Raw genomic sequence first — 21,236 nt, forward strand, 5'->3', positions numbered from 1 at the left:
CCGCGCGTTCGTGCGCACCGGTGGTTCAGGGGGCGTCCGCGTCGCCGGAGGTGGGCTTCGGGGCGAGGAAGTGCTCCAGCTCGCTCCTGGCCGGTGGCGGTTCCGGTGCGCTCGGCGGGGCGTCGCCGTGCGGCCGGTCCGGGGCGTGCTCGTCGGCGGAGCCCGTGCTGTCGGGGCGGTGGTGCCCCGGTTCCGGCGCCGTTTCGGGAGCTTCCTGCTGTGCCGGTTCGCTCAGCCCCAGCCGGGTCAGCCCGTCACCGTCGACTTCGAGCAGCACCGGTTCATCCGGCCCGGTGCGCAGTGGTGCCTCCCAATCCGGTGGGACCGTCCCTCGGTAGGACGGGGTCAGCTCCCACTCCGGGGTCACCCGAACCAGGTACCGCGTTTTCTTCGCGGTGCCGGGGGACTCCTCGGTGGTGGAGACCTCGGGGGCCTCGTCGGTGCTCCGGTCGCCCACGGTCCGGTTGATGCTGACCAGCCCCTGGCCGGGTCGCAGGGGTGCTCCCTCCAGCCCGGGCTGGCGGAAGTCCATCGAGGTCATCACTGCCGCCTTGCCTCCGCGCTGCGAGGTCGACCTCACCTGCTGCTGTTCGGTGTCGGTGCTGGTCAGCGAGCCCTGCTTCACCTCTCCGAGCAGCTCGCGGCTGCTCAGGTCGGCGGTGATCCGCACCGACTCCAGCTGTCCTCCCGCGAGCTCGATGGTGTGGCCCCCGGGGGACAGCGCCTCCGGCAGGTGCGAGCGCAGCTGGCCGACGCCGGTGGCGGTGTGCAGCCGGGCGGCGTTGCCCGGACGCAGGTCCGGCCGCGGCGGTTCCAGTTCGGGATCGCCGTGGGCGAGCTTGCCGAGTTCGCGGTGCAGCGCCGGTGCGGCGAACGGTCGTACCCGGACCTTCGCCTCCGGAGGCCACGCCGGCCGGTCCGCCTGCTCGTCGCGTTCCCGCCGGAACGGGCCGTCGGCCCGGGCCAGGGGCTGCGGTGTCGGGCCGTCGAGCGGGAGCACCTCGGAGGTGGGGATCGTGGAGCGCGCCGCTGCGCGCAGGTCGAAGCTGCTGCGCCACGGCTGCCCGAACCGGCGCGGAGCGAGCCGGGCGAACCGTCCGCCCAGGAGGCCGCTGTAGGCGCCCGGCCGGGAGTAGGGGTAGACCTCCATGTCGATGGTCAGATCGTGCAGGAACTGCACCGCGGGCTCCGCGCCGTCGGCGGTGGTGGAGTGCCCGTTCCGCGCGGATCCCTCGAAGCCCCGCTTGCTGCCGTAGGCGCCGGTGAGGCCGTGCATGTGCACGCTGCCGGGCGCGTTGCTGGTCCCGTAGAAGGGTGATGCCCCGAGCATGGCGTTGACGTCCCACCCACGTTGGTCACCGCGCCCCGTGGTCCGGCTCGTCTCGTGCGAGTCGGTCGTGGTGTGCTCGGACAGCGTCCGCTGGTACCGCCCCGCGCCGGGCCGCGCGCGCAGCACCACCAGCTGCTCGACCTTGCCGAAGGGGGTGTCGCCGGTGAGGTGCACCGGTCGTCCGCCGTTGAGCATCTCCTCGAGGGCGGTGTCGAAGCCGTACCTGCTGCCCAGCTGCCCCAGCACGCCGTCGACGAGCCGCTCGTTGATCGCGTCGAACTTCGGCACGCTCGGTTGCTGCGGTGTTGGCGGCTTGCCCAGTGCTTCGTAGGCGAGGTCGAGCATCCGCGCGCCGGCGCCGGGCCGTCCGTGCTGTCGGGACCATCCGGACAACCGCTGCTGGACCTGTTCCAGCAGCTCCCGCGCGGCACCGGGCCGGTAGAGCTCGATCCTGCCGCTGCCCCGCCCCGCGTTCTCCGGGGGACGCACCGCTGAGGTCTCCTGCTCGGCGGCGTGGGCGGAACCGTCGTGGTCCCGGGGCGGCTGCGGGGCGGGGTCGGGCTCGGGGTGCTGCTGGTCACCGGATTCGGGGTCCGCTGGTTCCGGAGCGTGCCGCCGGTAGTGCTCGGCGTCTTCGGGGGCCAGCCGCGCGATGTCGGACTCGGGCAACCGGCCGACCTGGTGCAGTTCCGCGGCGGGGACCCACGCCTCGACGGCGTCGGGAACCCGCACCCATTCGCTCCGCTCGTCCGGGGGGCCGTGGTGCAGCAGCCGGAGGGGGTCCTGCCACGAGCGCCGCGCCGAGGTCCGCACCTCGTGCACCGCGTCGTAGCGCACCAGATAGCCCCGTTCGGTGTGGCGGTGCGCGGAGGTGCTCTTCGCGGAGTCGGACTTCGAGGCCGTTGCGTTCCCGGAGGTGTAGCTCACCCCGAACTCGGAGGTCGGACCGAGCATCGCAGCGGGGTTTCCGCTCGCGAAGTACTGCGTCAGGTCGCCTCCGAGCCGGTAGCTGCGGCTGTGCTTGCTGGTCGACTGCGCACCGCGTTCGGCCCGCTCGTGCGAACCGCCGAAGCTGTGCGCGTCGTCCCTGGCGACCACCCGTGGGGTCTCGAGTCTGGTGGACAGGTCCGCTCGGGCGGTCAGCTCCCGGTTGCCCAGCGGCCCACCGGGGTTGTGGCTCTTCAGCCACGCGGTGTCGCGGTGCAGCGCGGCCCGTTCGAACCGGGCGGTGCGGGCGTCGGGACCGGTGAAGGACTCCACCGCGTCGAGCGCGGTGCTGTGCTCGTCGAACGCGGTGGGTTTCCTGCCGAGGAGCGGGGCCACTGCCCAGTTCGTCCATCGTGTTCCCGCGACCGTGCCGAGCATGGTCGCCACTGTGCGGCGCAGCCCCGGTGCGGGGGCCAGCGAGTCGAGTTCGAAGTCGGCGGGCAGGTGTCCTTGCCGGTGCGGCCGGGGTGGGTGGCCGCGCTGCCAGGTGCCGGTGTCGTCGTTGGCGTCGTTCCCGCGCGTGGTGGGCGAGTCGGCCGGGGCGTCGTCGAGCCGGGTTTGCGCGCGTTCGGGGGCGCTGATCCGCACGTGCGAGTGGATCGTGCTCGTGCCGGCCGGGTCGGGTTGGTCCGACCACCGTCCGCCGATGCGCACTTCGAACTCGGTCGGGTAGCTGAACTCGTGCACCGGGGCGTGGTCCGTGGTGCGGCTGTAGCCGGTCGTGTGCGAGGTGGTTTCCTCGTGGCCGTGGGAGACCTCCCGCGAGGTTTGCAGCCCGGAGTAGCTGTTGTGCTGGGCGGGGCCGACCGGGTTGGGGATCGAGGCGGGCGCGATCGCGTTGATTCCCGCCGTGGTGCTCCTGCCGTGCTCGCGGGTGAGGCGGTGCGTCTCGTGGTTTCCGATCGTGCTGGTGGTCGAGGTGCCGTGTGGCCGGCCCAGGTAGCGCGCCCCGGTGCGGTCCAGCGTGCCGCGCACGAACACGTCCGGGGCGCCCGGGTGCATCGTGCCCAGGGGCAGGCGCAGTCCGTCGCCGCCGGTGACCTCCCTGGGGTGGGCGCGCACGATGGAGTTGAGCCGTGCGGCGAGCTCGGGCAGGGCCTTGCCGGGCAGGGTGCCGTCGGCGTGCAGCTTGCTCAGCACCGGCCCGGTGATGGCCTGGACCGCGTGTTCCTCCAGCTGGTGGTGGGCGTCGAGCCGGTCCGGGATGCGGTGCTGCTCGGCTTCGGGGGGCGCCGTGGTGTGGTCCCGGTCCGGTGGTCCGGCCGTGTTCGCGGTGGTTCCCTCCGGGTGGGCGGGGGCTGGTGGTTCGTCTGCGGTGGCCTCCTGTTGGGGTGGCGTCTCGGTGGTGCCGCGCGTCCACACGGTCGCTGCTCCGTCCACGTGCAGCAGTCGTTTCGGCGCGTACCGGCTCACCGCCTCCGGGGCGGGGGGGTCGATGCCGGGTGCGGTCCCGCGCTCGCCGTTCCGGGTCGGTTCGTCGGGTGGGACCTCCCGCTGCTCGTCACCGAGCCGGACCAGGTAGCGCAGCGCGACTCGTTGTTTGTGCAGCCGTCCGCGGTGGTCGCTGGTGGTCGCGCGTTCGTGCCCGGCGGTGTGGGTGTGCTCGTCGCGGGTGCTGCGCACGTGCGAGACGGCCGGTCCGGCCAGTGCGCCGGTGAGACCGCTGATGTCACCGCCTGCCACCCACAGCGTGCCGCCGCGCTGGCGGGTGGTCGCCTGCCCGGAGGTGGAATCGGCCTCGTCGGTGGTGGTGTGCGTGACGGTGCCCTCCACGTCGGGCAGAGGTCGAGTGTGCGCGTGCTCGGCGACGCCGAGCACGATCTCGATCGGAGCCCGTCGGCCGTCGAAGGAGAAGGTCTTGCGGACCGGCCCCTGCAGCACTTCCGCGCCCAGCGAGTGCAGCCAGTCGCGCAGTTCACGCCCCGCGGGGTCACCGATGCGCAGGCCCAGTTCCCCGGAGATCGCGCGGTGGACGGCGCCGAGGCCGGACAGCTCGGCGTGGGTGATCTCGCCCGGGTACTGCCACGGCTCGGGTGGGGTATCTCCCGCGTGCGTGGTGTCCTCGGGCCAGGTCAGGTGCGCTGTCGCGTCGGCGGCCGCGTGCTGGGTCACCTCGTCGCTGCGGGGGAACCGTCCCGGGGTGCGCACGGTGATGCGGTAGTCGGTCTCGTGCCGGGCCGTGCGGCCGGGCCGGTGGTGTTCGGTGAGCGTGGTGGTTTCCTCGTGCCCGTGCCGGGCCGTCAGGTCCGAGTCCCTGGAGTTGACCAGGCCGGCCACCTGTATCTGCGCCAGCAGGTACAGCCAGGGCACTCGGAGGCCGAGTCCTCCGGTTCCCAGTGGGGAGCGTTTGGTGGTGGAGCTGTTCCGGGCGGTGTCGTGCGTGCGCGAGCTGGTGAGCTCCGCGGTTCCGCCGCGCGCCTCGTTCGGCGTCGCCGCGCGCAGCTCGGCGATGTCCAGGGTGATCCGTGCGCCGCGTCCTCCGGCTCGAGTTCCCAGGTCCACCTCGTAGCCGCCGTCGGCCGCCCGGTGGAAGTGCTTCCGCAGGTTCTCGTCGGAGAAGGCAACCTCGACGAACTCCCGCAGGTTCGGGTGCTGCCGCAGCCGCCTGTTCCCGGTGAGCAGTTCGAGCACCGACGCGCGCACGGAAGTGCCGTCGAGGTCCGCCACGGTCGGGCGGTCGGCCCTGAGCCGGTCGAGCGGGGGTTCGTGAGAGCTGTCCGCGGTGTCGTCGCGTGGTACTTCCGGTGCGCTGTCCGCGGTGGACGCTCCGGGGGCCTCCGGTGGTTCTGCCGTGGTGCGGGGAGCCGGGGGCCGGTCCTCCGTCGCGGTGTGCATCCGGTCGAACTCGGCGAGCACCTCGTCGGTGAAGCTCGCCGGTTCCCGCTGGTGCTCGGCACCGGCGTGCGTGGTGTTCTCCGCGGTGCTGTTCGGAGTCGCCCGTTCGGGGTCGGGCCGTCCCCGGAGGCTTTCCAGCTCGGTCTCCTCGGGCACGGGGGGCAGGTGCGTCGTCCGTCGCGGCGCGGGGCCGGTGTGCGGGGTGGGGTCGGGGTTGTGTTCGCCCGGGGCGTTCCACGGTGCCGGTCGGGTCGGAGCCGCTGGAGGCGTGGAGCGCTCGGCCTCGGCCTCCCGCTGGTGGTCCGGATCGCGCGGGAGGTCGAGTCCGCCGCGTGGTGCGGTCTCCGCGGCGGCGCGGAAGCCGGCCAACTCGCGGTCCGCTGTGGCTTTGGCCGCCCACCACTCGGACTGGGCGTCGTGGGCCTGGTCGCGGGCCCGCTCCAGCTCCCGCTCCACGGTGGACACTTCGTCACCGGTGGCGCGGACGGTGCTGTCCGAGCCGAGCACCCCGTCGCGGGCCCGGTCCCTGTTCGCGATGGCCTCGTCCAGTCGGTGCTGAGCGGTGTACAGGGTCTCGGTCGCGTGCGTGAGCTGGTCCTGGGCGTGCCGCACTTCGTCCTGCATCCGCTGCCGCCCGGCGTCGGCGCGGGCGTACTCGGCTTCGGCGGCGCGCTCGTGGTCGGCGGCGTCGCGCAACTCCCGCTCCGCGTCCGCCAGGCGTTCGGCCTCGTGCGGCTGTCGGGAACGCAGCTGCTCCACTTCCTCGGCCAGTTCCGCGCGCTGCGAGCTCGCCAGCCACAGCCGGTTCACGGCCACGTCGGCCTGCCGGTCCGCTTCCGCGGCCCGCGGTCCGTCGCGCAGCTCCTCCAGCCGGCTCCGCGCCGTCTGCTGGTTCGTCCGGGCCTGGTCGACTTGCTGCTCGAGGGTGCGCACCCGCTGCTCGGCCCGGTCGAGTTCGCTCCGCCGCTCGGTCAGCGCCCGCTCGGCCTCCGCGCGGCGGGGTGCGATCTCGTTGAGCTGCTCGACCGATTTCCGCCGCGCCTTGTCCGCCGCGATCTCGGCCTTGCGCCAGGCGTCGGCCTTGCTCGTGAGCGTGTTCTGGGCCTGCGAGAGCTGCTCGGGCAGATCCCGACCGAGCAGTCCGGGCAGGTCCGGCTCGCTGACCCGCAGCTGCGTGGATGCCGGGATCGCGAGGTCGACCACACCGGTGGTTCCGTCCACCTCGCCCACGACGCGGTACTCGACGTCGTACTCGACCAGACCGCTGCGCTCGTCCGGTTTGACGGCGCTGGTGCGCCCTCCTGCGGTTCCCCCGGTCGAGGTGTCGCCGGCCGCGGCGTCGCGCTTGAGGTCCGCCCCGCGCGAGTTGAGCAACCCGCCCGGGTCGTCGTTCCACAGCGCCCGGCCCTGCCCGGGGGCCACCGAGCTGGATCCGGTCTCCTCGTGCTTGGTCTCGGCCGTGTTGGTGGTGGAGTCGGCGCGCGGGTTGGCCATCTCCAGCCCGTCGCTGAGGGCGACCAACCGTGGGGTGTGCACCCGTGCGTAGATCTTGACCTCGGCGTGCCGGTCGGTCAGCAGCGCGGTCTCGTGCAGTTTCGGCACCGTCAGGGGCCCGTCGAGCATGTCCGGCAGGTGCGGCTGCAGCACTTCCGAGCTCAGCGTGGAACGCAGCGTGTGCAGCGCGCCCGTGCCGTCGGTGGTCAGCCCCTTGCCCGCTCCGGCTCGTCGCAAGGCCTCCACGGCGGCCTCCCGCAGCGCCCCGACACCGCGCATTCCCTCCGGTGCGGCGGTCTTCGGGATGATCGGATTGTTCCGCTGCCAGGTGCGCAACTCCTGCTCCCGCGCCTCCTGCGGGCCGACCACCCGCTGTTTCGGCGCGTAACCGCCGGATCGACCGGGTTCGCCGTCCGTGCTCGTCGACTGGTTGTCGGCGAGCAGGCGCATCCGCAACCGCTGCTCGTCCAGCGATACCGTGGTCGGTTCCCGACCGTCGCGCAGCACGGTCAACTCGAACCGCACCGGGACCTCGTAGCGGGCCATCGGACCGCTGGCCTTGCGCGTGTAGCCGACCTGGCGGGACGAGGACTCCGTCCGGGTCGTCGAATGGCCGTGTCCCACGTTCGTCCCGGCGCCCAGCCCGGTACCGGCCGTGGTCGACAGTTTCGGGTCACCGGTGCCCGGGGTGATTCCGCCGAGAGCGCTCACCCCGGCGTTCCAAGCGTGTCCCCTGGAATTGGCGCCGGTTTCCTTGGCGCTTCTGGCGAGGGTGTGGTCGACCCCGACTCCGTCGTTGACCACGTCGACGAACTCGGGGTCGCCGAGCTCGGCGTTGAGCATCACCTGGTAGCTGTCCCGCCCGAACACGCCGGGCCGGTGCACCAGCAGCGGGACGCCGCCGTCCAGCGTGGTGTCCAGCAGCGCGGTCACGTTTTCCCGGGAGGTCAGTCCGGCCAGCTGCCGCAGATTGCGCATCGAGTCGTTGAGCGCCGATTCCGGCAGCAGCTTCGCGCCCTCCGGGCCGAGCTTCTCGCGCATCTCGTCGATCAGCCGGGTCAGGTCCGGGACGTCGTCGACCGCGCTCAGCCCGAGCGAGCTGGGCTGTCCCCTGGAGATCGTGCTCGGCGCGTCCAGCCGTTCCTGCCGGTGCGTCGGAGCCGTTGCTGGTTCGTCGAGCACGCCGAGCGCGCGGGCCTGTTCCTCGCTGACGCGCAGGAACACCCCGCCGGGCAGCGTCGTCACCGACCCCTCGGCCCGCGGCGTGCCGTTGTGCAGCATGTTCCGCTCGTGGCTCTCGGCCTGCAGCGTCACTTCGGCGTCCAGTTGCACCAGCATCGTCCGCGCGTTCGCCGGGGTGATGACGTTGCGCTCCAGGCTGCCCGAGATCTCGGCGCCGTGGGTCTCGGACGTGGTCCTGCTCCACGGTTTGCCGGACAGCGCGCCACCGCCGAGTCCGCTGGTCGGGTCGGCGGGGGTGCTGCTCGGGCGGGCGGTGCCGGTGAAGGAGGTGTTGAGCTCCCAGCCCGTCCTGCGGGTGGTGCTCGCACCGGCCTTGAACCCACCGACGTCGTTGTTCTCGGTGCTGAGTCCTTCGGAGGCGGAGACCAGTCGTGGATGGCTCAGGGCGAAGCCCATGGCCACGCCACCCCTGCGGTCGTGCACCCTGCGGCTGTGGACCAGACCGTCCTCCACCAGCCCGTGATCGACGAGCTGGCGCAGCTCGGCCTTGACGTTCTCCGGGCTGAAGAACCGGTCCAGCACGTCGCGGGAGACGCTTCCCGGCAGGCCGAGCGCCCCGTCTCCGTCCGCTGCTCGGTCGAGCAGTCGGATCGCCTCGTCGCGCAGTCCTTCGGTGTGGGCCACCGCTGCGACGTGCAGCCAGTTCGGCGCTTCCGGTCGGTTCCGGTTGCTGAGCAGTTCGCGGATGTTGGACGGATCCGCGTCCCCGAGCTCGCGGGTCCGCGGCGGGCCGGGGCGGAACTCGGCGAGGTCGTGGGCGGAGGTCGCCGAATCGGGCATCCACAGCGTCATCGGATCCCGGAGCGCCGGGATCTCCACCACACCTGGCTCCGCCGGGCGGTCCGGGGCCGCGGTGCGGGCCAGCACCTTCGGTTCCGGCACTTCGCGCACCGGTGAGCCGGGAGTGGTGCGCTTGACCCAGGAGCGGGTGCGGCTGTAGCTGCTGATCTCGACGTCGAATTCCACCGGGTAGCGGAAGAGCTGCGATTTCGAGTCGCCCACCAGCAGCGACTGGTGGCTCACCGTCGGGTTGGCGCTCATCTTGTGCGCGGTCGTGTCGCTGTACTTCACCCCGACGGTGGGGGAGAGCACCGATCTGGTCACCCCCGTGTCCGGGACCAGCCGGAGGCGGCCTTCCACACCGGCGGACCATCCCTTCTCGACGCCGGTGGAGTTCTCCCACTTGGCCGAACCGGCCGCGATCGAGCGAATGTTGCGCTGGTCGGCCTGCCCGAGGTGTTCGGGGGTGCCGAGCCGGGCCTTGACCGCGATGTTGACGTAGTCGCTGGTGAACAGGTCTCGTTTTTTGAGCTGTACCTGAACACCGGGCCCCAGCAGGCTGTCCAGCTTGGTGCGCAGTGCGGAGGGGGAGAGTTCGGCGTCGAGTTTGCGCAGGTTGTCGAACCTCTCCTGCTCGTCCGAGAGGTGTTTGCCGGTTTCGCGTGTGGTGCGCCGGGAGCTCCAGTCCGGCAGGAACTCCTCGAAGCCCTTGATCCGGCCCAGCGCCTGTTCGATCTCGGGCCGCACCCGGTTCACGGGGCCGTGCTCGCCGACCTTGACGTCGCCGGCCGCGGCCTTGTCGGCCAGGAACGGCGGTGGGAACCGCTGCTCGGTGGCGGTGGTGATCGAGTTCCTGGTTCCCGGTGGAACGGGAAGACCTTGGTCAGCGGCTTCCGGCAGCCCCGCTCGCAGGTAGCTGGTGGCGGTGAAGCTGGTCGACCGGCCGTTGGGGGTGCGGACCTCGATGGTGGTGTCCACCTTGTAGAGCCCCTGGTTGCCCTTGACCTGCATGCCGGGGCGGGAGGTCGATTCCACCCCGGTCACCGAGTTCGAGCTCCGGCTGGCTTTGTAGCCGCCGGTGACTCCGGCAGCGCCTCCCATCGTTCCGAGTCCGAACGCGCGGCCTCCGAGGCCCGCGTCGACCTCGAAACCGGTCTTGCTGGTGGCCGAGGTGCTGCTGCTGGTGGCGGAGGACTCGTGCAGCCGCATGGTCGTGTCCCCGGAGGTGCCGACCAGTTCGGCCCGGCCGAACGAGGCACGCATCTGCACCGCGGTGCCCCGGCTGCCGTGCGGGCTGAGCAGGTCCGGTGAGGTCACCCAGCCGTGCTGCAGCTGCCCCATGCTGTTTCGGAGGTTCGTGGCGCTGAGGAACTCCTGCAGCACGGTGCGTCCCGGCGCCCCCAACCTGGTGATCGAGGGGTGCAGCTGCCCGGCGATCGCGTCGAATCCGTCCTCGAGGTCGACCACGGCTTCGGTGCCCGGATGCTCCAGGCGCGCTCCCCACCCCTCGGGCGGGGTCTTCGGTCCCACCTCCGGGTGGCGGTTCATCCTCCCCAGATCGTCGGGGATGCGCAGCTCGGCGCTGCCGGTGGTGGTGCCGGGCACGTCAGCGGTTCCCGCGGCGCGTACCGGCCGTCCTGCGGTGTCGCGAACATCGATGTCGAAGTCGACGGGCACTTCGGCGGTCGTGGAGCTGCTGCCCGAGCGGAAGTTGCGCTGCTCCTGCGCGGAGGAGTCCCTGTGCTGCGAGGAGCTGGGCGTGGCCAGGGGAGCACCCGCGCCCAGCGATCCGTAGGGGCCGAGCAGTGGTCCCCCCGTGGCGTTGAACGCCGTGCTGGTCGAGTTGGTGACCGTGTTCGTGCGCGGGTTGGTGGTGCCGGACTGGGCGGTCAGGTCGACCTTGGTCCTGGCAGGCGTTGCCGAGGCCACGGGGCCGAGGTCCTCCGGCAGCCGTGGCCTCGCACGCACGCGCACCTCGAACCACTCGGTACCCACGCGCACCGGGAACCCGCGGCCGGCGTCCATGAAGGACTCGAAGTTCTGCTTGGTCGCCGGTTCGATCCCGTCGAGTCCCACCGGCACCAGTGCCCTCGGGTTCGGCAGCAGTTGTCGCACTCGGTCGGTGAGCCCGCCGGTGTCCAGTTCGGTGAGCGCGACGTGTCCCAGCGCCTTGCCCTCCTGGAAGTAGCCGGGGGTGTTGCCCAGGTCCACCAGTTGTTCCCGCGGCTCGTCCGGTTTGGTGAGGGTGATCCTCGGTGTCGGGGGTGTGGTCTCGCCCGGGGGGTTCGGCTGTGCGGTGCTGCGCTGTGCGGTGTCGTGCTGTGGGGCTTGTGGCCGGTCACCGTCGGTGGTGCGTTGCCGCTCCGCGGTGGGCGTGCTCTCCGGGGCGGAGTCGCGGGGCGGGTTCGGGGGCAGCTCGCCGAGTTCGATCCCCGCGGACGCGGGGGTGGGGCGACCCGGTCGGAGGTGGGGGGATGTGGGGTCGGTGCTGGTCGGGGAGGTGGTGGTGCGGGGGGTGATGTCGGGCCGGGCGCCCTGGCTGTGGGCGGTGTTCTCGATGGCCCAGAGGTGGCGGGGTTTGAGGTGGGGGTCGTGGAGGGCGGAGTGCCCCATCAGACCGTTGTCCAGCTGGACGGAGTTGTGCGCGGGGTGCGGGTCGCCGGTGTCCACGTCGGTGGCTCGGGGCGGGTCACCCCGGTTGAACAGGCGGCGGGTGTCGGGGGTGTCGAGCGGGCCGCGCGGGTCCGGGTACTCGTCCGGCAGTCCGAAGTAGTGGCCGATCTCGTGGGCGTGGAGGTTGGGGGAGGCGTGGATGTTCCAGTGGTTCTGGTCGGTGGGGCCCTCGCCGCTGACGTGGATGGTGTCGTGGGCCTGGGCGGGGTCGTCGACGAATTCGACGCGGGCGTGGAACTGATCGCCCGAGGGCAGGCGGTTGCCCTGGTTGAACAGGGTGTCGACGGTCTCGGTGAGCCGGTCGCGCAGGTCGCGGAGCTGGTCCGGTGTGATGGTGGGGTCGGGGGAGAGGTGGGCGTGGAAGGTGTACTCCTGCACGCGTTGTCCCGCCACGTCCATGTGGCGGAGGGCGTAGCGGATGCGGCCCTCGTAGTACTTCAGCTCGTTGGCCGTGCTGTTCGTGCGCACGTCCCGGACCTCGGTGTCGACCTCGTGAGCAGGTGCGTGCTCGCGCTGCTCGCGCCACTGGTCGGGATGCGCGGGGGCGGTGTCGGGGTCGAACCACGCGGCGGTGGGGGCGGTGCTGTGCTTCCACGCCCTGTCCCACGGGGAGGGTTCGTTGTCGCTGGTGCTCGGGTCGTGCTCTCGTGACGTCGCTTCCGCGGATCGGTCGGACGTGCCCGTGTCCTCGATGCCCAGTGGGGCGGGGCGGCTTCCGGAACCACCGGAGCGGTCCCGGGAGGTGCGCGGGTCGTTCCACTCGGTGAAGGTGCGCGAGCTGGACGGGTCGGGCGCGAACAGCGCGTCGGGCCGCACCGTCTCGTCGGAGGGCGGTACGTCCGGCGGCGCCGAGCCGGGTCCGGGTGCGTCGTGCTCGCCGCTGTTTCCGCCCCCGTTCGGGGCGGGATCGTTCCCACCCGGTTCGTTCGGGTCGAGGTTGCTCGTGTTGAACGCGTGCGGGTCGAATCCGCTGGTGGTGTCGTTGAGCAGCGCGGTGAGCACGGGGTCGTTGAGCAGTGCGTCCGGGCCGTGCTGAGAGCTCGAGTCGAAGGCGCCCGGGGCGAACAGCTCGGTGCCGCTCGCGGCGGTGCCGGCCAGGTTGGTGGTGTCGAAGCTCAGCGAGTCGGGATCGCTCGAGGTGAGCGAGAGGGCGCCGGGATCGTTCTGGTGTATCGCGCCCACGTTGTTGAGCAGGTTCTCCAGTCGCGCGCGGTTTTCGGCCCGCTGCTGGGCCGTGTCGTTGTGCTGAACCAGTAGGTCCTCGTAGCGCTCGCGCACCTGTGCGTCGGCGCCCTGGAGCGACTGCGGGTTCAGCATTGGGTTCCACGGTTCGGGGAAGAACAGCGCGCTGGGATCGGAGGCGATGACCATCGCGCGTCCGCTGGGCAGCAAAGCGTTGCTGGGAGCGAGCCCCCATCCGGTGGGGTTGCTCGTGAAATCGGTGTCGAGGACCTGCTGGACGTGCTGCGGGGAGCCGCCCAGGATTTGGGTGGTCTCGCTGGCGACGTCGACCTGCATGTTGGACAGCCAGCTGTCGAACGGTACGGGGCCGTCGTTGGTGGCGGGGTCGAGCACGTGCAGCTTGGGGCCGTCCGGGGTGTTGACGATGACGGAGGGGGCGACGTGGAAGTTCCAGTTGAGCTGTCCGGGCAGGCCGGGTAGCGCCTCGGCGGAGTACGGTGTGCGCACCGACAGGGGCGGGTTGAGGCGTGCCACGAAGATCTTGCTCGGCGCGGCCCCCATGCGTTGCAGGTCCAGCGCCCACAGGTGGGCGCGGATGTAGCAGCCGTCCTCGGGGTGATCGGTGCGGATGGTGCTGCGTCCCCGGGCGTGGTGCTCGAAGGTGGACCGCTTGAGCTGCTCGTGCCAGTGCGATGCCTGCTCCATCGACACCGGATCGGTGGAGTAGGCGCCCATGGCGTGCAGCACCTCGTGGGAGCGCCAGGGGGCCGTGCTCATCAGGTCGGAGCTCAGTTCGCTGCCCGTCTGCATCCTGTAGGCGTCCTGGATCGCCCACAGCGCGCGGATGTCGCGGCCGACTCCGTGCAGCAGCGTCATCGCGTCGTCGAATCGACCCGTCGAGTTGTGCTGGACCAGGTGACCGGCGAAGTTCCACACCGACTGGTTGTAGGCGGGGTCGTAGCCCATCTTCGGCGGTGCGGAGGTGGACGGCGCGCCGGGCTGGACCGGACCCGTCACGTAGTCGCGCGGCAGCCCCAGCAGGTCCATCGCCCGCGAGTAGCTGGGCTGGTCGAGGTTCAACGCCAACGGCATCCACAGGTCCAAGCCACCGGTGCGTGCGCGGAAGCTCTCCTGCAGCGCCTGGATCGCGGCCTGATCGCCCCGCAGCTGGTGGAGCTCGTGGAGCACCGCACCGCTGTCGACCGGAGTGGTGAACAGCAAGCCGTGCAACACCTCGGCGCGCAGGTTCGACTCCATCGTCGGAGCCGGTCGCGTCGTTGCCGAGTCGCCGTCGGCCACCTCCCGGCCTCCGTCGTTCCCGGCGGATTCGCTCGTGCGGTTGGGATCGCCGGTGGTGTCCACGGGAACCTGGCGTGTCGTCCCCGCCTCGGGGGCCGAACGTGCGGGTGGGGAGTAGGTGTGCGGGCCTCCGGTGGAGCGTGCGGTCCCGCTCCGGTTCGACGCGGTCGAGGATTCGGTGCGCACCTTCGGCGGGGTGTCGTCGTTCGGGCTGGTGCTCCTCGCGGGAGCGGTGAGTTCCGAGTGACCCGTCGAGGACGGTGCGGTGTGGCCACGCTGGCCGGTGTTGTTCCACGGGGAGGTGGGACCGCTCCGGTCGACCAGGGGTGCCGCGGTGCTGGGGGATTCGGCGCGGTTTTCCGGGGGCGTCCCCTGAGTGGTGGTCTGTCCGGTGTCCACGGGGTGGGTGATTTCCGCGTTCGGATCGCTGTCGGTGGAGTGCGGTGCGGCCGTCGCTTCTGCCGAGCTTGCGGACGTGGTGTTCACCGGGGTGCTGTCGAGGTCCGTGCGGGACGGTGCGGGCGTGGTTGCGCCAGCTGGGGGCTGCTCCGAGGCGGGACTGGTTCTGCTGGGTGGTCCGGCCGTGCGGTCGGCGGTGTCCGGACGCCCCGGTGTCGTGCTGCCGGTGCTGGTTCCGCTCCCTCCGGTGGTGCTGCCCGGGGTGGACGAGGTGATGCCCCCCTGCGGGGCGACCGCGGGTGTCGGACCGGGTTCGGTGGTGTTTCGGGGGGTGCTCGCGCCGACTTCCGGCCGAGCGGTGCTGTCCGCGCCCCGTTCCGGGGCCGGTGTCCGATGTGCACCGGTGGGGGCGGTCTCGTCGGGGGCGTGCGTCGTCGTGCGCGAGGACTGCTCGGATGGGGGGCCGGTCGATTCGGCCTGCTGCGTCGACGGTTCCGTTCCCTCGTGGGGACGCGCGTCGGAGCTGGTGTGCTCGGAAACCGTGTTTCGGGTCGGTTCGGGCGTGTTAGCACGATCCTGCCGCGGGGAGTCGGCGGTGTCGGTCTCGTGCCGTCCCGCCTCGTGGAGCGGGGTCGATTCCGTGCCGGTGCTCGACGGAGGTTCGGTGGTCCTCGCACCGCCCGAATCAGGCGCAGCGGCGGTGCTCGGTGTTTCCGCGCTGCCGGTGTGGCCGATACCTTCCCGCGTCGGTACGGATTGTGGTGGTCGCCCTCCGGCGGTGTCGTGCTGGTCCTGGAACCGCGCGGAGTTCTGGTCGTTCTGCTGTGCGGTGTCCTCCACGTCCGGTCGTGAGGTGAGATCCGTCGTGTCGATTCGGCCCCCGGCCGCTGTGCGGGTGGTTTCGTCGGGCACCGTGCTCTGTTCCTGAGCGGGTGGAGGCTGTTCGGCGGGGTCGTGCTGCCCGGCGGATGTCAGGGAGGCGGTACTGTTCGTTCCCGTGCTGCCGTTGTCGTTCTGCCAGGTGACGTCCTCGGAGTTGCGCTGCGTTCCGTTGTCCGGGGGGATTTCGCTTCGGAGTCCGGATTCGTCCCAGCCGTCGAATTCGTTCCTGCCCGAAGCGTCCGCTCCGGTGCTGTCCCATCCGGTGTTGTTCTGGGCGGTGTTGTTCTGGGTGGGAGCTTCCCGAGCGATGTCCTCCTGAACAGCGCTGTCCCGATTCGCGCTGTCCCGGTTCGTGGTGTTGTCCGGATTCGTTCCGTGACTCCGTTGGCTGTTCTCGGCGGGGTTGTCGTGCTGCGAACCGACCACCGACGAGTCGTTGCCCGCCACCTCTCCGGGCCCGGCTGTCCTCGCGTCGGTTATCGGAGTCGTGCTTGCGTTCCCGCTGCGGTCCTGGGAACCACTCGTGCCGTCCCACCGGTCCCGGTTCGTACCGGTCTCGGTGCTCTCCTCGTGCGGGAGGTCGTCTCCGCTCCCGCTGCTTCCTGCTCGTGGCGCACGCGCGGTTGCTCCCTGATCTCCTGCGCTGTTGTTGACCTCGGAGTTGCGCTGGTTCACGCCGTCCGAACCGAGTGCCGAGGTGTTTCGGGGCGCTTCGGTCGCACCGAGCGTGGTACCGCTCAACCGGCTCCTGCCGCTGGCTCCGTCGTGGAGGGTGGCGCCGTCGCTCTCCTCGGCGGTCCACGAGGACTCGTTGCCGGCACCTCGCGCGTCGTCGACCCCCTGGGTCTCGGTGCCTCCCGAGTCCTCCGGGGCCCCGATCGTCTTCGGCGTGTCCTTCGCCGCGGGGAGGTCGGTGTCGACGTCGTCGACGTTCCGCAGCCCGTCCAGTCCGCTGGTGTCCGTCCCGCCGTCGCCGTTGCCTCCGCCGTAGGAACTGTTCGTCCCGTCACCACGTTTTTCGAACCCGTCGGCCATCGACGAGGTGAAGGAGAAGGGGTTCCACTCCTCCGAGCCGAGCGCGGAGTTGGTCGCCCCGTCGGCGGCGAGCCCCGCCCCTCCCTGGCCGACGATGTTGGCCGCGTCGAAGCTGAGTTTCCCGCCGGTGGTGTCGAGGAAGTCCTTGGCGCCCTGACCGAGGACGCCCTCGGCGCCCTCCGCGCTCGGGCCGCGGACGACCCCGTTGTCGACTCCCTTGACGAGGCTGTTGGTGACGTCGTCGGCAGCGCTGTCGGAGACGTCGCCGATCCCACCCCTGGCGAACCCGCCGACGCCTCGGAGAGCGCCGTACACGGTGCCGCCCATCGCTCCGCCCAGCGCTCCGCCGACCGCCGCGCCCTTCGTGAACTCCTCGTTCCAGTCGGTGCGCACGCCGGTGAGCATCTGCATGCCCTGGATCGCCGCGTCCAGTCCGGACTCGAGGGCGACCCCCGCCGCCGCACCGGCGATGATGTTCTGCAGGACCGTGCGGAAGATCGCCGCGATCACCGCTCGGGCCGTGGCCGCCGCGGCCGCGGTGATCGCCTGCCCGATGCCGGGCAGCCAGGAGAAGGCCAGCGTCGCGGCCACGATCACGAGCTGAGCGATAATGCTGATCTTGGCGTACTGGATGTCGGCCGCGGTGTTCTTCGCCAGCTCCGAGTGGTGGTCGGTCTTGGCGCGAAGGTCCCGCAGCATCGGCCGCAGCGTGTCGGTGACGTACTGCCCGTAGGCGTCGCTGAACTCACCGCGCATGGTGGTGCCGATGTCGTTGGCCGAGCGATCCACCGCGGCCTCCAGCTTGTCGATCGCCGCGGAGATGTCCGACCAAGCGGTGCTGATCCTGCGCAGCCCGTCCTCGTCTCCCTCCGGCCAGCGTTGACCGCCGACGATCTCCAGTGCCTTCTGGAGTCCTTCGGGAAGTTCGGTGGTCATGGTGGTGCGTCCTTCGCGTGATCAGACAGGTGGCCGGGCTGCGGGTGACAGCGGGTCAGCTCGTCGCGTCGTCCTGCGTGGTTTCGGTTGGTGTGAGCGTGTGTCCGCGTGGGCCGACTTGGGGTGTGTCGGTGTTGTGCTGGGTGGTTTCGGTTGGTGTGAGCGTGTGTTCGCGTGGGCTGACTTGGGGTGTGTCGGTGTTGTGCTGGGTGGTTTCGGTTGGTGTGAGCGTGTGTTCGCGTGGGCTGACTTGGGGTGTGTCGGTGTTGTGCTGGGTGGTTTCGGTTGGCGTGAGCATGTGCCCGCGCATGCCGGCTTGGTACTCCTCGATCCGGTGCTCGTAGCGCTGCATCATCTCGCCGTAGGAGGTGTCGAGTTGCTGGATGTTGCGCACGGCGTTGGGAAGTCCCGCGGTGGCGAGCTCCTCGAGCGAGTTCTGCAGTTTGCGCAGTGCCTGGCGGGACTTGTCGGCGGGCTCGAGGTAGGACGATTCGAACTGCTTGCCGATCTCGTCGTCGCTCCAGCAGCCGTGGTCGCGGTCCAGCGCGTACTGCAGGTCCTGCAGCGCGCCCTTGAACTCCTCGACTGCCTGCGACAGCCGTCGCCCCGCGTTCTCGGTGCCGGGAACGTCGAGGTAGGTCTCGGAAGTCATGTCCGTCTCCGCAGTAGCGCTGTCGGGCGGGGCTCAGGGAAGGTTCATCCCCGGGCCCAGCCGTCGTCCTCGGTCCGGTCGGTGTTCTTCGACGGTGAGTCGCCGCTGGTCTCGCGCAGCAGGTCCATCGACGGCTCCATCACCTTGCCGAGCACGTCGGCCAGGTCGGCCTGACCGGAGGCCAGGTCGTTGATGTCCGCCCCGCCCATCGGGCCGCCCATGAGCTCCTGCATGGTCTGCAGGCTCTGTCGGCGTGCCTTCTGCAACGTCTCCGTGATCAGCGTGGAGAGCTCGGCGGGGGGCATGGAGCGGTAGCCGGTGGTGTTGAACTTCAACTCGGTGAGTTCGCCGTTGCCGTCCAGGGTGACGGTGAACAGTTTCTTCGGCGCGTCCACCACGGTGGTGGTCTCGGCCAACTTGCGTTGGAACTCCGCCAGCTTCCGCTGTTCCTCCTCGAACACTTCCAGTGCCGAGTTCAGATCGGGCATCTCTCGACGGAAACCCTCGGATGACATCTAGCCTCCCTGATCGTCGGAATTCGGGTGTGGGGTCAACGCCCGAGCACGCCGCCGGAGTCGCCGTCCCCACCCCAGACGTCCTCGTCCTCGTGCTGCAGGGTGTTGCGATCGCGTTCGCGGTTGTCCTGGTTGCCCGTGCCCGCGCCTCCAGTCGGGGGCACCGAGCCGGCCGGTGCCCCGCCGAGTCCTCCCGGGCTCGCGGGTGGCCCGGTGCGTGCGGTGCTTGCCGCGGTGATGCCGGAGGGAACTTCGGCGCTGTTCGCGAGGCGGCCGGGGGTGGTCGACGTGGTGGCGCCGGTGGTGATCCCGCCGCTGGTTGTGCTGCCGAGCCCTCCGGTGGTGCTGGCTGTGGAGGGACTGGCCACGGTCGACACCCGGGATGGGGGAGTGGCGGTGGAGGAGACGGGTTTGGCGGCCCTGCCGGTTGCCGTGTCGCCCTGGGGAGCGGGCGCGGTGTGGGAGGTGGGCGTGCTCGGGGGCGAGTACCCGCTCCCGGGCACCGGAAACGCCGTGCCCGGCGTCGCGGTGTCGGCTGCCGGATCGTTGGTGTTCCACGTGGTTGGGGGAGCGGAGTCGCCTTCGCCGCGTTCCTGGAGTCGCTCCTGCCGGTCGCGTTCCCGTCCGCGAGTGGTCGTGGTCGTGCCGGGTGCTCCGGGGGCCGAGAGCACGCCGGGAACGTCGGTGGATTCCAGGCTCGCCGCACCCCGCTCGCCGTTGTCCGAGGTGGTTCCGGTCGTCTGGTTGGCGCCGTCGCGGCCGAGCGCTCCGCTTCCGGCGAGCACCGCACCGGTCGAGGCCGGTGCGGTGCTCGCCAGGGAGGCTTCCGAGGTGGTGTCCGCTCCCGTCGCGCGCGTGGTCGGCTGCACGTTCTCCGAGGGGGACTGCTCGCCGCCGATGTTCCCACCGCGTCCCAGCACGTTGTTCGCGTTCGAGTGCACCGCGCGGGCGTCGGAGCCGGTCGCGGGGACTGCGGAACCTACCGCGGGGGCAGCGGTGACCTCGGTGAAACCCCCTCCGGTGGGGGCCGTGAGCGCGTCCGTGCCGGTACCGGTTTGCTCGCCCGTGTCCCGGTGAACCACACTGCGCACCTGGGTGCCCCGCGTGCTGCGCGTGGGCAGTTCGCGCAGCTGCCCGCCGACCTGCTGGTAGATCGTGGCCAGGTCCCGTAGCACCAGCTGGGCGTGCTCGTCCTGCGCCTGTTCCTGGTGCTGGAGCTGTTGCTGCCCCTCCGGTGTCGCGGCCATGGCCGGATCGTTGGCCACGGCCTGCCGTCCGCTCTCGCGCTGGGATCGCAGTTGCCGCAGTTGTCGTCCGGCGTTCGAGACCGCATCTCCGAGGTGACCGTGCAGCGCCGAGTAGCTCGGCGCCGTGAGGGTTTCGGCCAGCTGTTCCACGGTGTCGGTGATCTGCTGTGCCGTGGTGCGGAACTGCTCCGCGCCGGGGCCTTGCCAGGCGCCCTCGACCCTGCGCAGCTCGCGGCGGAGTCCGTCGTTGACCGTGCGCAGCCGTTGCGCGGTGGCCTCGAAGTGTTGTCCGTCCCGGTAGAACTGCTGCGGGTCCGCGGCGGCCACAGCGGCGGCGGCGGTTTCCAGTGTGTGGTGCTCGTCGAGCTGTGATGCCTCGGATCGGCTCGACTGGTCGGCACCGCTCGGCGTGCTCATGCGACTCCTTTCCCGGTGTGCCGCCGGATCGGTGCGCTAGGCATCGTGACCCAGCACTGGTGGGGTGGTTTCGTCGTCCGTGCTCCAGGCGCCGCTGTCCTCGGTCAACCAGGTCGAGCGCTCCCGTTCCTGCTGGCCGCCGCCTCCGGATCCGGCCCCTCCGCCCCCCATCATCGGCGGCATCATCGGCGTCCCCCTGCCTCCGGAAGTCGCAGCGCCCGACGGCGTTGCCCCGGCCGAACCGCCCGCGGTGTCGACGGTGGACTGCGTCGAGCTGGGTGGCGTGGCGCCCAGGCCCGTGGTCGTGGCGTTCTCCCCGAGTGCGGTGCTTCCGGTGGCGTTGGGCATCGAGGTTCCTCCGCCGCCCAGACCACCTGCCACGCCCGCTCCTGCTCCGCTGCCGCCACCGGTGAGCGTCGCGCCGACCCCGGAGCCGGGGTCGGGCAGGTTCGGGGTGTTCACGCCTTCCGTCGCGGCTGTCGCCGCTTCCCGTTGTGGTGCCAGGAAGTCGCTGAGGCTCTGGCTCCTCGAAGTCTCCCCGCCGAGTGCGGCCATCGCCTCGTCCCCGGCGGTGCGGCTGGTCTCGACCACCTCGTCGAGGACGTTGCCGACCTCGTCGAAGCTCAGTGGCTCACCGTCCTCGGCGGCTTGTCGCAGGCTCTCCTCACCCGCTGCGCGGGCCTGTTCGGTGACGTCGTCGAGCATGTTCTGGGCCTGCTCGCTCCGGGCTGCTTCGGGGCCGAGCAGTTCGTTCAGGGATTCCTGCCCCGCGGTGCGGGCCGCGTCGGCCATGTCGTCGACGATGTCGTCGACCCGTCCCTGCTCGACCGATCCGCCACTGGTGTCGACGCCCTCCTCGTCGAGCACGTCCGAGACCTGAGCGGTTCCCGGGGAGTCATCACCTCCGTCGCCGCCGGAGGTGCCCGCCGCGCCCTCGCCACCATCGGTGGAGCCGTCCGTGCCGCCGTTGCTACTGCTGCCGCCGTTGCCACTGCTGGTGAGGTCGTCGAGGGCCTGTTGGCCTGCTTGTCGGGCGGCGCCGGTGGCGTCGTTGAGTGCTTCGTCGACGGCTTTCCGGTTGAGTCCGGCCTGGTCGCTGCCGGAATCGTTGGCGTTGCCGGATTCCCTGCCGCTGCCGGAACCGTTGGTGTTGTCGGTGGGCTCGGAGCTGCTGGTCCGCATCCCGTCACCGCTGCCGCTCCCACTGCCGCCGTTGCCACTGCTGGTGAGGTCGTCGAGGGCCTGTTGGCCTGCTTGTCGGGCGGCGCCGGTGGCGTCGTTGAGTGCTTCGTCGACGGCTTTCCGGTTGAGTCCGGCCTGGTCGCTGCCGG

Annotated in this window: 4 protein-coding genes and 1 pseudogene; all 5 read right to left on the minus strand. The window is 71.1% G+C overall.

From position 1 onward, the window contains the following. Window positions 1–25: 25 nt before the first annotated feature. Window positions 26–17,074: a protein-glutamine glutaminase family protein gene (locus tag G9Q41_RS20195; protein ID WP_165633830.1), complete on the minus strand. Its 17,049-nt coding sequence runs from the start codon at window positions 17,072–17,074 to the stop codon at window positions 26–28. Window positions 17,075–17,129: 55 nt separating this feature from the next. Continuing rightward, window positions 17,130–17,726 carry a hypothetical protein gene (locus G9Q41_RS20200; protein WP_165633831.1) on the minus strand — a complete coding sequence of 199 codons (597 nt, stop codon included), beginning with the start codon at window positions 17,724–17,726 and terminating at the stop codon, window positions 17,130–17,132. A 44-nt stretch (window positions 17,727–17,770) separates the two neighbouring features. Continuing rightward, window positions 17,771–18,241, minus strand: coding sequence for a YbaB/EbfC family nucleoid-associated protein (locus tag G9Q41_RS20205; RefSeq protein WP_207631740.1), 471 nt, complete (start codon window positions 18,239–18,241; stop codon window positions 17,771–17,773). A 35-nt stretch (window positions 18,242–18,276) separates the two neighbouring features. Next, window positions 18,277–19,905, minus strand: coding sequence for a WXG100 family type VII secretion target (locus G9Q41_RS20210; protein ID WP_165633832.1), 1,629 nt, complete (start codon window positions 19,903–19,905; stop codon window positions 18,277–18,279). Between the two features lie 36 nt (window positions 19,906–19,941). Continuing rightward, a pseudogene (locus tag G9Q41_RS20215) lies at window positions 19,942–21,236 on the minus strand (hypothetical protein); the annotation flags it as partial.

This window comes from Actinopolyspora sp. BKK2, assembly GCF_011291845.1.
GTDB classification, from domain to species: Bacteria; Actinomycetota; Actinomycetes; order Mycobacteriales; family Pseudonocardiaceae; genus Actinopolyspora; species Actinopolyspora saharensis.